Genomic DNA, 14,783 nt, shown 5'->3' with positions numbered 1-14,783 from the left:
GCGTACCTTTTGTATAATGGGTCAGCGAGTTAATTTCAGTGGCGAGCTTAACCGATTAGGGGAGGCGTAGCGAAAGCGAGTCTGAATAGGGCGTCAAGTCGCTGGGATTAGACCCGAAACCGGGCGAGCTAGCCATGGCCAGGCTGAAGGTGCCGTAACAGGCGCTGGAGGGCCGAACCGGGATCTGTTGAAAAAGATTCGGATGAGCTGTGGCTAGGAGTGAAAGGCTAAACAAGCTCGGAGATAGCTGGTTCTCCTCGAAAGCTATTTAGGTAGCGCCTCGTGTGATTACTCTCGGGGGTAGAGCACTGTTTCGGCTAGGGGGTCGTCTAGACTTACCAAACCGATGCAAACTCCGAATACCGAGAAGTACAGCACGGGAGACAGACGGCGGGTGCTAACGTTCGTCGTCAAAAGGGAAACAACCCAGACCGCCAGCTAAGGTCCCAAAATCATGGCTCAGTGGGAAACGATGTGGGAAGGCACAGACAGCCAGGAGGTTGGCTTAGAAGCAGCCATCCTTTAAAGAAAGCGTAATAGCTCACTGGTCGAGTCGGCCTGCGCGGAAGATTCAACGGGGCTAAGCCATGTACCGAAGCTGCGGACTTGCCTTTGGCAAGTGGTAGAGGAGCGTTCCGTACGCCTGTGAAGGTGGATCGAGAGGTCTGCTGGAGGTATCGGAAGTGCGAATGCTGACATGAGTAACGACAAAACGGGTGAAAAACCCGTTCGCCGAAAGCCCAAGGTTTCCTGCGCAACGCTAATCGGCGCAGGGTCAGTCGGCACCTAAGGCGAGGCCGAAAGGCGTAGTCGATGGAAAACCGGTTAATATTCCGGTACCAGCTGCAACTGCGATGGGGTGACGGAGAAGGCTAGGTCAGCCGGGTGTTGGATGTCCCGGTTTAAGCAGGTAGGCAGATTCCTTAGGCAAATCCGGGGAGTCAATGCCGAGATGTGATGACGGTGCTGAAGCAATTCAGCCGAAGTGATTGATGCCAAGCTTCCAAGAAAAACCTCTAAGCTTCAGGTTGTAGGTGGCCGTACCAAAACCGACACAGGTGGGCAGGATGAGAATTCCAAGGCGCTTGAGAGAACTCGGGTGAAGGAACTAGGCAAAATGGTACCGTAACTTCGGGAGAAGGTACGCCTCTGGTAGGTGAAGTGACTTGCTCATGGAGCCGAAGGAGGTTGCAATAAAATGGTGGCTGCGACTGTTTATTAAAAACACAGCACTCTGCAAACACGAAAGTGGACGTATAGGGTGTGACGCCTGCCCGGTGCCGGAAGGTTAATTGATGGGGTTAGCGCAAGCGAAGCTCTTGATCGAAGCCCCGGTAAACGGCGGCCGTAACTATAACGGTCCTAAGGTAGCGAAATTCCTTGTCGGGTAAGTTCCGACCTGCACGAATGGCGTAACGATGGCCACACTGTCTCCACCCGAGACTCAGTGAAATTGAAATCGCTGTGAAGATGCAGTGTACCCGCGGCTAGACGGAAAGACCCCGTGAACCTTTACTACAGCTTTACACTGGACTTTGAATCCGCTTGTGTAGGATAGGTGGGAGCCTGCGAAACCGGGACGCTAGTTCTGGTGGAGGCAACCTTGAAATACCACCCTGGCGAATTTGGAGTTCTAACCTAGGTCCGTGATCCGGATCGGGGACCGTGTATGGTGGGTAGTTTGACTGGGGCGGTCTCCTCCCAAAGTGTAACGGAGGAGCACGAAGGTGCGCTCAGCACGGTCGGAAATCGTGCAGAGAGTGTAAGGGCAAAAGCGCGCTTAACTGCGAGACCCACAAGTCGAGCAGGTACGAAAGTAGGTCCTAGTGATCCGGTGGTTCTGTATGGAAGGGCCATCGCTCAACGGATAAAAGGTACTCCGGGGATAACAGGCTGATACCGCCCAAGAGTTCATATCGACGGCGGTGTTTGGCACCTCGATGTCGGCTCATCACATCCTGGGGCTGTAGCCGGTCCCAAGGGTATGGCTGTTCGCCATTTAAAGTGGTACGCGAGCTGGGTTTAGAACGTCGTGAGACAGTTCGGTCCCTATCTGCCGTGGGCGTTGGAGATTTGAGGGAAGTTGCTCCTAGTACGAGAGGACCGGAGTGAACGAACCGCTGGTGTTCCGGTTGTGATGCCAATCGCATTGCCGGGTAGCTATGTTCGGACAGGATAACCGCTGAAAGCATCTAAGCGGGAAGCCCCTCCCAAGATGAGATCTCCCTGGGACCGCGAGTCCCCTGAAGGGCCCTGGAAGACCACCAGGTTGATAGGCGGGGTGTGGAAGTTCAGTAATGGACGAAGCTAACCCGTACTAATTGCCCGTGAGGCTTGACCATATAACACCCAAACGGTGTGGGTGTTTGACACCAAACGCTGCCGTGTACGTTTTCAAGTGAAGAGCCATGATTGTGTGAACGATGGCTCGTTCCAACCAGTTTGCCTGGTGGCCAGAGCAAGCGGGAACCACCCGATCCCATCCCGACCTCGGAAGTGAAACCGCTTAGCGCCGATGATAGTGCAGATACCTGTGCGAAAGTAGGGAACTGCCAGGCTCCATATCCAAAAGCCCCCGCCCAGTCTCTGGCCGGGGGCTTTTCTTTGTCCCGACGTTTGTCACGATGGATGCTGCTCCACACCACCGCAACACAACGGGGACGCCCCCTACCCCCCCGCCGATATCCCCCGCAACCGACCATCCTCCAGACAATAACCCCGGTCCAGCTTGTATGTCATGCACTGCTGGTGCGTCAGGCAATGTCACCGCTCCCCCACCGGAGCGCTCCAAGCATCGGAAACCAGCGTCTCGATGTCGTCGCCTGTCAACGATTCGAGAAATGCCACCAGCGCGTCGATTTCGCCAGCTTCCAGCTGAAGCGGCTTGATGCGTGGATCAAGCAACTCATTGGGTACTCCGCCGCGGTTGTAGAACTCAACCACATCGCGCAGCGTCGAGAGCGAACCGTTGTGCATGTAAGGCGCCGTCAGGGCGATGTTGCGCAACATGGGCGTGCGATATTTCCAACGATCCTCCGGGCGTTGGCTGACCTCGTAAAGCCCCAGATCCTGGGGCTTGGGCTCGGAGACCTGGCCAAGCGCCGCGGTGTCCAGCTCATAGCTCAATCCGGGCGCTACCTGAACCCGCGTCCGGTCCGGCTCGCGCAGCATGGTGTCGGCATAGCCGATACCAGTATTGTGCGGTTGCTGATCGCTGAAGAGGGCTTCTCGCGGACTGATCCCATGGCACTGCGCACAACCGGCCTTGCCAGTAAATAGCGTGAAGCCCGTCTGCGCCAGCGGTGAGAGCGCGCTGCGCTCATGCCCGTAATACCAGCGGTCGAAGGCCGAATTTCCGGATATCAGTACGCGTTCATAACTGGCCAAGGCCTGGCCAACCGTATCCATGCTGGGTCCGTGCCGGAAGGCGCGCTCGAACAGTCCCTGGTAATCCGGTAGCGCCTTGAGTTTGTCGAGTACCGCGCCGACGGATGGGTTGCCCATCTCATTGGCGGCCAGGAATGGTCCCCAGACCTGATTTTCCAGCGAAGACTCGCGGCCGTCGTGGAACAACCGGCCCAGGTAGGCCACGTTGTAGATCGTCGGTGCATTGCGCCTGACGGTTCGGCCCTCGATGCCAATGGCGGTGGCCTGCTCCTGATGGGTGAAGCCTTGCTCCGGGACGTGACACATTGCACAGGAGAAGGTCTGGTTCAGCGACAGCCGCCGGTCATAGAACAGCTTGCGGCCGAGAGCGATCTTTTCCCGGGTCAGCGGGTTGTCTGCCGGTGTCGGTACGGGCGGCAGTCCCGATACCGGTTGCCGTGCCAGTTTCAGAAGGTCGGCCGGCTGGCCCTGGCGCTGCACGAGTGCGGCTGACCGTGTCCTGTAATCGGCGCCGGCATAACCGGACTTGTCGTCACCGGCGCGCAGCGGTGCGGGCGTCGTGGGTATCGACCGGGATTCGGTGGGCCGATTGCCATTCTCCCGCAACAGGGTTTCGATGTCCGCCAGCACCAGATCCGGGTGCAGAACCGATACCGTATAGCTATTGCGCATCCGGCGCTGACCATCGATCAGATAGACGCGCAGCAGATGCGAGAACTTGCCGGTCGGCTTGCCCTGTTCGTCCACCTCGCGCGCCACCGATTGTTGGTAGTCGCGCAGGATCGGCTGCAGCTCGGCCGCCGAGCGCGTGGTGAGGAAGTGCCAGTCGATGCCACCCGACTGGAATCCCGCGCCGTATTGCGCCATCACTGCCGGTGTGTCGTGCTCCGGATTGAAGCTCAGCGTAATCAGGCGTAGCCGCTCCCTCAGTTCAGGCCGGTCTTTCAGCGCCGATTGCAGGCGATGTAGCACCATCGTTGCCAGCGGGCAGCCATTCACATCGTCGCAGGTGGCGTAGATGAAGCTCAGCAGCACGATGCGGCCGGCATAGAGCTCATGTAGCGTCGTTGCCTGACCGGATGACGCCAGCACCAGCCCATCCGCGGCCTCGCCCATGACCGGCAGGGTGTAACTGCCTGGCTTCGGTGCCGTAAAAGACAGGCTGGAATACCCCGGCGCCAGCGCGGGTGGCTGCTCAGCGCTGACCGATGCGCTGGCCACGGTCATCATCAGTGGCACCCGGAGCAGCCAGGAGCCGGGCGACGTAGTTTGGTGCTGCTTGCGCATGCCGAATGTCTCAAGAAACAAGATCCAGAAGCCATGCCCTTGTCGCCACGCGGCCTGAGGGCTGCCGACTCATCGGCCGCCCCGGGTTCATGTCATCCGCGCCCTGCGCGCCGGCATGCCGGATATCGCCGGCTGGCGTCCACCGGATGCCGACGATGCCACGCAGACATCGCTTCGAGCGGGTTTGCGAAATCCTCTCGCTAGGCACCGCACGCAGACAACCGCGTCCTGCGAGAGGGCCAATGGCGGGTGACTGGTTGGCTCCAGGAGCGCGATACCGCACACACGGACTGCGCCGTTCGCAACCCTGGAGCTCTCGCTGTTCAGCCTGCGGGGGCGATAGGGCGGATGAACCGGCCCCGAGGGCCGGTGGTGTTCCCGTCGTTATCGCCTCGCCAGGCCCGGTTTTTCCGGCTGACCTGCCAGTCCGGAATACAGCGCATGTGCGCCGAAGCGCATCTGGTGCGGCCGGCCCAGCTTCTCGGCGGTGAAGTCGATGGCAAAAGACGGTTTCAGTTCCTTGCCATCCCAGGTGAACAGTTTCAGGTACTGCTCGTTATCCTTGCCCTTCTTGTCCCAGTTGGCCAGCAGCGAAGAAGTGTAGTACAGCCGCTTGCCGTCCCAGCTCGACGACACCATGTTGACCTGGGCGCCGATCACCTTTTCGTAGATCTGCACCGGCTTTTCCGGATTGCTGATATCGAAGGCGCGGGTCTTGCCGTCCATGAAGCTGTTCACCCACAGCAGCTTGTCATCGTTGGAGATCGAGATATCCACCGGCAGCGGCACGTCCTTCGGGTTGCCGATATCGGCCACGGCCTTGGCCTGCCATTCACCCTGGGCGTCCTCGTGGATCAGCCAGATCTGCGAGGTCAGCGCGGTGGTGGTAAAGCAATAGTTGTGACTCTCGCCCCAGGCGCAGCGGATTTCCAGCGGTGCGCCGGGCACGTCGAACACCTTCCTCGGCTGCTTGGTGTGCAGGTCCCAGGTCACCACGGTGTTGCCGAAATGCTTCATGGCTTCCGGGTCCTTCAGCATCTTGCCGAAGTCCATCATGTAATTGTTCCAGCCGGTGAAGGACGAGGTCACCAGCAGATTTTTGCGCGGCAGGGCGCGGACGTCGTAGTTGTAGCCGTCGGCATACTTGCCGGTCTTGATGGCACCTTGCAGGTCGCTGTCGGTGGGCATCCAGTGGGTGGCGACATACTCGCCCTCATTAGTGTATTCCACCAGCGCGGTGCGGCCGCCGTGGTCCTTGTTGTTGGACAGGCCGGTGATGATCATGCGGCCGGGCAGGGCATACATGGTGTGCGGCCCGACCACGCCGCCCGACTTGGCGACGAAATCGGTGATCGTCTTGACCAGCCTGGGCCTGGACGGATCGGTCTTGACGTCGAAGATGAAAATCTTGCTGGTATCCAGGCCGCCGGCCCAGAGGTATTGCCGGTCATCGGTGAAATCCGAGTGGTGCGCCTCGTTGCGGCCGCCCACCGAGAGGGTGTGGATGACCTTGCCGAATTTCTCCGATTTCGGATTGACATCGACCGTCACCAGCTTGTCCTGCTCGTCGCCGACACCCTCGGCGCCCAGGGTCCAGACGTAGACATAATCTTCCTGGCCGGTGATCTTCTTCATGTAGGGCGAGGCGCAGGTCTCGTCGGCCGGCAGCGAGGTTGGCGTGAGCGCCATGGCCGACAGGGTGGCGGAGAGTCCGGTCATCAGCAGGCCATGACGGGACGGGCGGGATTGGGATGGTTTTTTCATGATCGCGGTGCTCCTCATCATCTTTGTTGTTGTGGAAGGATCGGGCTGTCCGGGCGGCGCCGCTAGGCTTCCGCCGTCGCGGGGCTGATGCGTGACCGGACGGTCCGGATGGCCGTTACCGGGAAGCCGCCGGCTTCGGCATGCTCGTGGATCATCCGCTCATTCGGGGCGATGTAAAGGCAATAAACCTTGTCGTCCACGACGTAGCTCTCCAGCCATTGGATGTCCGGCCCCATGTTTTTCAGCACCGAGCAGGATCGCTGCGAGATGGCCTTGAGTGCTTCCGGCGACAGCTGGCCGGCTCCCGGTATGTCGCGCTCTATCAGATAGGTGGGCATGATGTGATTCTCCTCCCGGGGGATTGGCGTATTCAGTCTTGCGGATACCGGTTTGCATACTAGACGACCGGTCGTCTAGTATGCAAACAAAATTTTTTCAGGCGCTGAAGTGGCCGTCGATCAGGCTGGCGCAACAGGCTTCCAGCGGGGCCGTCGACTGCTCGATCTTCATGCGCAACAAGGCTCCCTGCCATTGGTTGACCAGCAGATCTGCCATGCTGCCGGTGTCGAGATCCTGCCGGAAAACGCCCTCTCTCTGGCCGCGGCCTATCGCTTCGGCGACCTTGTCCCGGTAGCGGTGAACCGCGCTGCGCAAGGCCTCGCGGCAGAGCGGGCTGGTTTCGCCGATTTCGCCCATCAGGTTGCCGAGCAGGCAGCCGCCGCGGAATTCCCGGCGCGCCGATTCCTCGATCAACTCGCGAAAATAGTTCCGCAGCGCCTGCTGTCCGGTAATATCGGCTCGCTGCAACTGACGGTCCAGCGCCTGGATGAAAGGCTCGATGTAGTGGCCGATAACCTCCGCGCCGAAGGCTTCCTTGCTGGAGAAGTAGTGGTAGAAAGATCCCTTGGGAATGCCCACGCCCTTGAGGATGGCCTGCAATCCGGCGCCGTGATAGCCCTGTTCCATCAGCAGCGTGACGCCTTGATCGAGCAGTCTTTCGCGGGCCGTGGCGGATTGGTCGAGCAGAGTATTCATGTGGACGAGCAGGTTGGTTGCCGCGCTTGTGCGCCGTTGGCCGCCGCTCGTGACCCCGCGGCGGATGCGCGCGCCGGGTCAGGTTTCCTCATGCCGCAGGGTGATGCCCAGCACCTCCAGCAGGAGACCGGCGCCCGCAAGCAGCAGGCCGGCCGGCGCGTTGCCGGGTGCAAGCAGGAAGCTCAGGCCGCCCAGCATGACCAGGGCCAGCGCCAGCATTCGGCGCCGACGCGCGTTTTTGATGAATTTCATCATGAGCGGATCCTCACGTGGCGGGAAAGGGTTCAGAGTCTACCCTGCGCCGCCATGGCCAGGGAATCCATGCGGAAGCTGCGCCAGCGGTGCACTCAGTGCGCCACCCGCGCCTGGCGCCGGAGCTCGGCATGCCGGCGCTCGACCAGGCGCTCGATTCGGCGGCGCAGCCAGCCCAGATCCTCGCGCAGCCTGGGATTGTCCGGATGTTCGATGGCCAGCGTTTCGAGGATGCCGCGGGCGCGCTGGTAGCGATCCAGCGCTGGTTCCAGCTCCTTGGCGAGCTCCCGTCCGCGCCCCAGCTTGATCAGCACCGCGGCGATATCCCGCCGGCGCAGGTCGGCAAAGGCAGGCTGGTTGTCCGGGTGCTCGGCGATCTCCAGGAAGGCGAGAAAGTGCTGTTCGGCCTCCGCCGCGTCGTCCAGGCCGGCCAGCGTGTCGCCGAGGTGGTTGTGGCAGATGGCGAGGTCGCGCCGCAGTTCGGCATCGCCCGGCTCCAGCTGGGCCGCCAGCGCCGCAATGGCGAGTGCGGTCCGGTAGCAGTTCAACGCCCCGGACAGGTCGTCGCGGGCGCGCAGGATATCGCCGATGCGGTTGTGGACCATGGCGGGCGCGCGGACAAAGCGCACCTGATCCCGGTGCCGTTCGGCCAGCGCCTCAAAGCAGGGCAGGGCACGTTGCAGTTCGGCCAGCGCGGCTTCGTTCTGTTGCAGGCCGAGGTGCATCTCGGCCAGCTCCAGATGGCTGCTGGCGAGCTGGAAGGCGCGATCGTCGTCCGCCGGGCATTGCTCGGCCAGCTTGCAGTGCAGGACATGCGCGGCCCGCTGGCTGTGCAGGGCGCCCTCCAGATCGCCGAGCTGGAGCTGGACGTCCCGCGCCTTGGTGTGCAGACGCAGGGGATCATGCTGGTGATCGAGTCCCGGAGCTTCCTGCCTGGCCATGAACACCCGGATGCCGAGGCTCTTGCGGTAATGTTCGAGCGCGTCAGCCCATTGCTGCTGCTCCGCCAGCAGGTCGCCGAGCTGTTCCTGTACCCGGGCAAAATCCCGCTGGCGGGTGCCGTTGTGGGTATCGGCCGCCATGGCACGCACCAGATAGGCGCTGGCGGCCCGGTAGATTTCCAGCGCCTGCCGGCGGGCGCCATGCGCCAGCGCCAGGTCGGCCAGGTACAGTGCCAGCCGGATGCGGCCGGTGATCTCGCCCGGGCTGTCATCCTCCTCGATCAGGCGCTCGCGCAGATCGGCGATCAGCGCCCGCCCATGGACGGCCATGGCCGACAGCGGTCGCCAATCGTCCTCGCTCCGGCAGTGTTCCGCCCGCAGGTACAGCACCTGCAGGGCGGCATCGCGCAGCAGGATTTGTCGCGGGGACGTGGCGGCGATCCGTTGCAGGGTCTGGACGGCCAGCGGAAACAGCGTCACGCCGTGGTCGGTGCGCTGCGCGAGCCCGTGCTGTTCCAGGCTGGTGGCGCCCTGGGCGACATAGGCGATGGCGGCCTCCCGCGTCAGGGGAATTTCCTGGGGTTCGTGGAGCAGGATGGTGAAGATGTCCTCCCTGCGGTCGTCGGCGGCGAGTCCGCCGGCGAGCAGACATTCGACGATGAAGTCCAGGGGCAGGGGATGGGGAGCGAGTTCCGCACCCAGCCGGAGGATATCGCGGGCCGGTCCGCCCAGGACGCGCAGGGATTCCAGCAGGATGGTGGCGCCGTGGGCTTCCTGGGGGGCGGGCGGCGCGCTTGGCCCCGGCTGCGGCGCGTTGATGGCGGCCCGGGTCCTTTTTTCCAGTCGATGCAGCAGCCAGCTGTAGGCGGTGCGCCGGTGGCGGTGGCCTTCGGCCAGGGCGCCGATCATGGCGGCGTAGCGGGGGTGCCGGCCGAGTTCCTCGACCAGCCAGCCGGCGGCGTCGAGTTCGTCGCCACGCGGTGGCCTGTCCCGCGTCAGGATATGCAGTGCGGTCCGTTCGCTGGGCATCGGCAGGTGAACCGGGTCGAACCGCGCATCGTAGCGCTGGCTGCGGCAGATCAGCAGGCTGTGGCCGAACTCGCCCCTGGCGAGCCATTGCTGCAGGACCGGGCCGTTGAGGTCGTCGGGCAGATCGTCGACGATCCAGAGGTAGGGTTTGCCCGCCTGTTCCAGCGTTTGCCGCAGTTCGGCCAGGATATCGCCGAAGCGGCTGTCGTCGCGCAGGCCTGTGTCGGGTCTGAGGTGCCGCAGCAGGGCCAGCAATTGCGGTTTCAGGGCGGGATTCTCGGCCAGTTCGGCGAGTTGCGCTGCCGGCCGTGCCGCCATCGCCGACAACCGGTAGACACCGCCCGGGTAGGCCGCACCGAAGCGGAAGGCGTATTCCCGGCTCAGAAGGCTCTTGCCGACGCCGGCGTCGCCGGACACCACCGCGCAACGGCACGGACCGGGCGAGCCGCCATGGCCGTGGAGGGCGGTGTGCACGTCCCACAGCTCGCGTTCGCGCCCGACGAACAGTCCTGGCGGCCGGCTCAGGCTGTCGTAGGGTTCCAGCCAGTTCTGCCTCGGCGCGGGATACAGCGCGCCCAGCGTCCCTCCGGAAAGCCTCTCGCAATGGCCTTGCAGGCGCTCCGCGAGTCCGGCGAAGTCGACCGGATGGCCGGTTTCCGGCGATGCCCCGATGATGGTCCGGCGCAGCGACAGGGGATAGACATGCTTGATGCCAGGTTCCGGGTTGACCAGCAGCAGACGCCCGCTGTCGGTGGCGGGCGCCTGCCGGCAGGCGACGTGCACCATCGCCAGGTGGGCCTGGCAGCCGCGAGACAGGAAGAAGCTTTCCGACGCCCAGCCCAGGAAGCAGCGTGAGGTGGCCAGCTTGGGCTGGATATCGGGATCGCCGCCGGCCTCGTAGGCAAAGCAGGCCAGCCCGCGACCGGCCAGCGCTGCCGTCAACCGTTTGACGGCAGCGCTGGCGGCATGGTCGTGACAAATGAAAATGTCATACGGGCCGGACAAAATCAGCGCTCCTGGAGGAAGGGTGGGGCTTGCAAGACCCGCCATTGTATCCCGAATGGGGCAGTGCCTTGCCGTGGTGCAACTGCCTTGGCGGGTATCCGGGAGCCTTGGCCGATGCGCTCGGCAGGCCCTGGCGGCGGTTGTGTATGATGAGGATCATCTTCCATCCGGATAATCGATGCCGCATGAGTCACCCGCGCTGGTCCCTGGTGCCCGATGGCGATGCGGCATTCCGCCTGACACTGGCGGGAGACTGGGTGATCGACATGGCCGGCCGGGTGGGGCTCGATGCCTTGCTGGCCACGCTCCGGACGCTTCCCGACGGAGCGCGGCTGCACCTGGATGGCGATGGACTCGGACGCTGGGACAGCTTGCTGATGACCTGTCTGCTGGAGGTGCGGGCCGCCTGTGAAGCCCGCCGCATGGGGCTGGATGATCACGCCTTGCCGTCCGGGGCCCGGGCATTGCTGGTGCTGTCGGCGGCGGTGCCGGAGCGGGAGGGGGCGCCACGCCATGGCCGCGGCCTGCTCTGGCTGGCGGAGCTGGGGGAGGCGGCCAGGCGGCTGTGGCAGGATGCGCTGTTCCTGACCCGCTTCCTCGGGGAGTCGACCCTGGCGGCATGGGCGCTGGTGGCGGGCAGGGCACGTTACCGGCGCATCGACCTGTGGTTGCAGATCCAGGCGTGTGGCCCCTCGGCGCTGCCCATCGTGACGCTGATCAGCCTGCTGGTGGGGCTGATCCTGGCCTTCGTCGGTGCCGCTCAGCTGGCCCTGTTCGGCGCCCAGCTGTACATCGCCGATCTGGTTGCCCTGGGCATGACCCGGGAAATGGCCGCGCTGATGACAGCCGTCATCATGTCGGGACGTTCCGGCGCGGCTTTCGCCGCCCAGATTGGCACCATGAACGTCAACCTGGAGGTTGCGGCCCTGCGCGTGATGGGGTTCGATCCCGTCGAGTTTCTGGTGTTGCCCCGGATGCTGGCGTTGATTCTGGCGATGCCGTTTCTCTGCCTGTATGCGGATTTGATGGGCATCATCGGCGGCGGGCTGGTCAGCGTGACTTTCTTCGATATTCCCCTGACCCAGTTCGTCCATCGTGCGGCCGAGTCGGTGCATCTGGCGGACTTCCTGATCGGTATCTTCAAGTGCGGGCTGTTCGGCGTGCTGATCGCCCTGGCCGGCTGCATGCGGGGCATCCAGTGTGGACGCAGCGCTTCGGCGGTCGGCGAGGCCACCACGTCGGCCGTGGTGACCAGCATCGTCTTCATCGTGGTGGCGGATTCCATTGTCACCCTGGTCTGTGACCGGCTGGGCATCTGAGCAGCCCTCCCATGCGCGAGGCCATCATCACCGTCGAGAACCTCACCATGGCCTATGGCGATTGCCTGATCCAGCGTGACCTGAACTTTTCCGTCAACCGGGGCGACATTTTCGTCATCATGGGCGGCAGCGGCTGTGGCAAGAGCACCCTCCTCATGCATCTGATCGGTCTCCAGTCTCCGGCCCACGGGGCGGTCTACTACGGGGAGCGGAACTTCTGGCGCGCCAGCACCAAAACGCGCCAGCAAATCCTGCGGCGTGTCGGTGTGCTGTTCCAGAGCGGCGCGCTGCTGAGTTCCCTGACCCTGGCGGAGAATATCGCCCTGCCCTTGACGGAGTTCACGCGCCTGTCCCCGCAGCAGATCGCCAGGCTGGTGTCCTACAAGCTGGCGCTGGTGGGGCTGGCGGGCTTCGAGGATTACTACCCGTCCGAAATCAGCGGCGGCATGCAGAAGCGCGCCGGGCTGGCCAGGGCCATGGCCCTGGATCCCGAGATCCTCTATTTCGACGAGCCCTCGGCCGGGCTGGATCCCATCAGCGCCAAGCGGCTGGATGACCTGATCAAGAGTCTCAGGGACAGTCTCGGCGCCACGGTGGTGATGGTGACCCATGAGCTGTCGAGCATCTTTGCGATCGGGACCAACGCGATCTTTCTCGATGCCGAGAGCCGCACGGCGATCGCCGCCGGCCCGCCGCGCCAGCTGCTGGCCTCGGAGGATCCAAGGGTCCGCCGTTTCCTGACCCGCGATGGCTCGATGGTTGTTCCGGACGCGACGGAGGCGATGGCATGAGCAAGCCGGTCAGCGCGATGGCCATCGGCAGTTTCCTGGTTGGCGGCCTTGCCCTGCTGGTCGTGGCCCTGCTGGTGTTCGGTGGCGGCCAGTTCTTCAAACCCAGGATACATTGGGTCGTCTACTTCGATACCTCGCTGAATGGCCTCAATCTGGGGGCGCCGGTCAAGGTGCAGGGCGTTCAGGTGGGCATCGTCAAGGAAATCGAATTGCAACTCGACCGTAGCCAGCAGCGCCTGGTCAAACCCGTGGTGTTGGAGATCGAGCCTTGGCGACTGGCGGGGCCGGATGGCTCGCCATTCGACCTGTCGCTGATGCCGGGCGGCCAGCGGCGCGAGGAGCTGCAGAAGCTGATCGACGCCGGGCTCCGGGCGCGGCTGGAAGTGCAGAGTATTCTGACCGGGCTCCTGTATGTGGACCTGGATTTCCACCCCAGCCAGCCCCCGCGGCTGATGGGACTCAACTACAAGGACATGCCGGAGGTGCCGTCGATTCCGCCGACGGTCGACGAGATGCTGACCACGCTGGAGGATGTGGCCCGCAAGATTCGCGGCATGCCGCTGGATCGGATGATCAGCGACCTGGCGGCAACCCTGGCGGACATCCGCGAGCTGGTGGCGTCGGAGGAAACCCGGCGGTCGCGGCTGGCTCTGGCAAAGGCGCTGGACAGCGCGCAGCGGGTGCTGGGCCGGCTGGATGAATCCCTGCCCCCGGCCATGAGCCAGCTGGATCAGGCCCTGGCCGGGGTGGGGCAGGCTTCCCGCGACATCAGCGACACCGCGCGCGAGTCGACCGCGGTGCTCCGGGAGATCCGCGGGCAGACCGGCCCCTTGCTCAGGACGGCCGAGAGTACCCTGCTCAAGGCAACCGATGCCCTGGAATCCACCCGGCGGGCGACCGGCAGCATCGCCGATGCCGCCGGCAGCGACTCAACCCTGCAGGCCGCCATGGAGGAGCTGCGCCGGGCCGCCCAGTCGCTGCGGCAGCTGACCGAGCTGCTGGAGCGCCATCCGGAGTCGATGCTGTTCGGCAAGCCGGACTGACGCCGCCGTGGTGGCAGGCCCGTGCGCCGCCCGTGCTATGCTCGGCGCGAATCCGGTGCGGCCCGAACCTGGGCCGGGATGACTCATGCTTCGGGAGTTCAGCAGTATGCATGGCAGGACGCAACGGTCCCCTTTCGGCAAATTCCTCCCGCTGGCGGCGGTTGCTCCGCTGGCGCTGCTGCTGTCGGCCTGCCTGGGGCCCTCGCAGCCGGATCAGTTCTACATGCTGCGGGCGGTCGATGAGTCCTCTGCCGCAAGCTATCCCGGCCAGGGGCCGCTGGTGGGGTTGGGGCCTGTCCGGATCCCGGCCTATCTGGATCGTCCGCAAATGGTCGTCGCCGCTTCCGGGCAGGAGTACCGGCTGTCGGAAGACCATCGCTGGGCCGAGCGGCTGGATGACAACATCGCCCGGGTTTCGGCCCAGAACCTTGCCGGCATGATTCCGTCGGATCGCATCCTGCTCCATCCCTGGCCGCGCGAGCCCAGGCCGGATGCCCAACTGGCCGTGAACGTTCAGGAAATGCACGTGGATCCGGTCGGGCAGGCGCGCCTGACGGTGCTCTGGACCTTGCGCCATGGCGACGACGCGACGCTCAGCCGCAGGTTCGCCTGCCGCCAGCCGGCCTCGCGGACCGACTATCCGCAGATGGTAGAAGCCTTCAGTCAATGTCTGGCGCGCCTGAATCGCGAGATGGCCGGCGCCGTTCGGGGGCTTGGCCCGGCGCGCTGAGGTCCCGGCCCACCAGCCGTAGCCGGTGGGTCGGGTCCCCTGCGCAGGTTTGTCCCGGCCCGGCCGGTGTTGCTGAACGAGCTGCGCCGCCATGGCCGCGCCGCGGTTCCCGCGCATGACCAGTTTTTCACGTCCGGCACATGCAAAACCCGCCGTTGCCAGGTGGCGTGCGTCGGTGATACGCCCCCGGGATGCTATGA

Annotated in this window: 10 protein-coding genes and 2 rRNA genes (1 of these 12 running past the window's edge); 6 read left to right on the top strand and 6 right to left on the bottom strand. The window is 63.8% G+C overall.

Features of this window, described 5'->3' with window-relative positions; all coding sequences use genetic code 11:
* Positions 1 to 2,342 (top strand): 23S ribosomal RNA (locus ACH5N8_RS14125) (it extends 547 nt beyond the left edge of the window).
* A gap of 103 nt (positions 2,343 to 2,445) precedes the next feature.
* A 5S ribosomal RNA gene (rrf, locus tag ACH5N8_RS14120) occupies positions 2,446 to 2,558 on the top strand.
* A gap of 205 nt (positions 2,559 to 2,763) precedes the next feature.
* Here the strand turns inward: rrf and ACH5N8_RS14115 are convergent.
* The 6 genes from ACH5N8_RS14115 to ACH5N8_RS14090 form a co-directional block, all read right to left on the bottom strand.
* Entirely contained in the window at positions 2,764 to 4,674 is a 1,911-nt protein-coding gene (locus ACH5N8_RS14115) for a cytochrome c peroxidase (RefSeq protein ID WP_483281774.1), read from the bottom strand.
* Positions 4,675 to 5,058: 384 nt separating this feature from the next.
* Positions 5,059 to 6,393, bottom strand: a complete 1,335-nt coding sequence (gene mtoX, locus ACH5N8_RS14110) for a methanethiol oxidase (RefSeq protein WP_460026585.1) — start codon at positions 6,391 to 6,393, stop codon at positions 5,059 to 5,061.
* A gap of 107 nt (positions 6,394 to 6,500) precedes the next feature.
* The gene (locus ACH5N8_RS14105; RefSeq protein WP_460026494.1) at positions 6,501 to 6,776 is read right to left on the bottom strand and encodes a DUF4242 domain-containing protein; all 276 of its coding nucleotides are present in this window, start codon (positions 6,774 to 6,776) and stop codon (positions 6,501 to 6,503) included.
* 97 nt (positions 6,777 to 6,873) lie between these two features.
* A complete protein-coding gene (locus ACH5N8_RS14100) occupies positions 6,874 to 7,473 on the bottom strand; it encodes a TetR/AcrR family transcriptional regulator (protein WP_460026495.1) in 600 nt (199 codons plus the stop codon).
* Between the two features lie 78 nt (positions 7,474 to 7,551).
* Positions 7,552 to 7,728, bottom strand: a complete 177-nt coding sequence (locus tag ACH5N8_RS14095; RefSeq protein ID WP_460026496.1) for a hypothetical protein — start codon at positions 7,726 to 7,728, stop codon at positions 7,552 to 7,554.
* Between the two features lie 92 nt (positions 7,729 to 7,820).
* Positions 7,821 to 10,700 (bottom strand): AAA family ATPase, encoded by a 2,880-nt coding sequence (locus ACH5N8_RS14090; protein ID WP_483281773.1) that lies wholly within the window; start codon positions 10,698 to 10,700, stop codon positions 7,821 to 7,823.
* Positions 10,701 to 10,885: 185 nt separating this feature from the next.
* Here ACH5N8_RS14090 and ACH5N8_RS14085 point away from each other — a divergent pair, with 185 nt between their 5' ends.
* From ACH5N8_RS14085 to ACH5N8_RS14070, 4 genes are all read left to right on the top strand, one after another.
* Positions 10,886 to 12,019: an MlaE family ABC transporter permease gene (locus ACH5N8_RS14085; protein ID WP_460026498.1), complete on the top strand. Its 1,134-nt coding sequence runs from the start codon at positions 10,886 to 10,888 to the stop codon at positions 12,017 to 12,019.
* Positions 12,020 to 12,030: 11 nt separating this feature from the next.
* Positions 12,031 to 12,810, top strand: a complete 780-nt coding sequence (locus ACH5N8_RS14080; RefSeq protein WP_460026499.1) for an ABC transporter ATP-binding protein — start codon at positions 12,031 to 12,033, stop codon at positions 12,808 to 12,810.
* Positions 12,807 to 13,853 (top strand): MlaD family protein, encoded by a 1,047-nt coding sequence (locus ACH5N8_RS14075; RefSeq protein WP_460026500.1) that lies wholly within the window; start codon positions 12,807 to 12,809, stop codon positions 13,851 to 13,853. Before ACH5N8_RS14080 ends, ACH5N8_RS14075 begins: the two co-directional genes overlap by 4 nt.
* 85 nt (positions 13,854 to 13,938) lie before the next feature.
* Positions 13,939 to 14,583 (top strand): PqiC family protein, encoded by a 645-nt coding sequence (locus tag ACH5N8_RS14070; RefSeq protein ID WP_483281772.1) that lies wholly within the window; start codon positions 13,939 to 13,941, stop codon positions 14,581 to 14,583.
* Positions 14,584 to 14,783: the final 200 nt, after the last annotated feature.

This window comes from Methyloparacoccus sp. NF-16 (genome assembly GCF_056880625.1).
The sequence above is the reverse complement of the archived record's forward strand: the minus strand, read 5'-3'. Positions and strand labels throughout refer to the sequence as shown.

Coding starts and splice junctions, on each gene's coding strand:
- ACH5N8_RS14100 (WP_460026495.1), bottom strand. CDS start 7,473: ATGAATACTCTGCTCGACCAATCCGCCACGGCCCGCGAAAGACTGCTC.
- ACH5N8_RS14115 (WP_483281774.1), bottom strand. CDS start 4,674: ATGCGCAAGCAGCACCAAACTACGTCGCCCGGCTCCTGGCTGCTCCGG.
- ACH5N8_RS14080 (WP_460026499.1), top strand. CDS start 12,031: ATGCGCGAGGCCATCATCACCGTCGAGAACCTCACCATGGCCTATGGC.
- ACH5N8_RS14075 (WP_460026500.1), top strand. CDS start 12,807: ATGAGCAAGCCGGTCAGCGCGATGGCCATCGGCAGTTTCCTGGTTGGC.
- ACH5N8_RS14070 (WP_483281772.1), top strand. CDS start 13,939: ATGCTTCGGGAGTTCAGCAGTATGCATGGCAGGACGCAACGGTCCCCT.
- ACH5N8_RS14085 (WP_460026498.1), top strand. CDS start 10,886: ATGAGTCACCCGCGCTGGTCCCTGGTGCCCGATGGCGATGCGGCATTC.
- ACH5N8_RS14105 (WP_460026494.1), bottom strand. CDS start 6,776: ATGCCCACCTATCTGATAGAGCGCGACATACCGGGAGCCGGCCAGCTG.
- mtoX (WP_460026585.1), bottom strand. CDS start 6,393: ATGACCGGACTCTCCGCCACCCTGTCGGCCATGGCGCTCACGCCAACC.
- ACH5N8_RS14095 (WP_460026496.1), bottom strand. CDS start 7,728: ATGATGAAATTCATCAAAAACGCGCGTCGGCGCCGAATGCTGGCGCTG.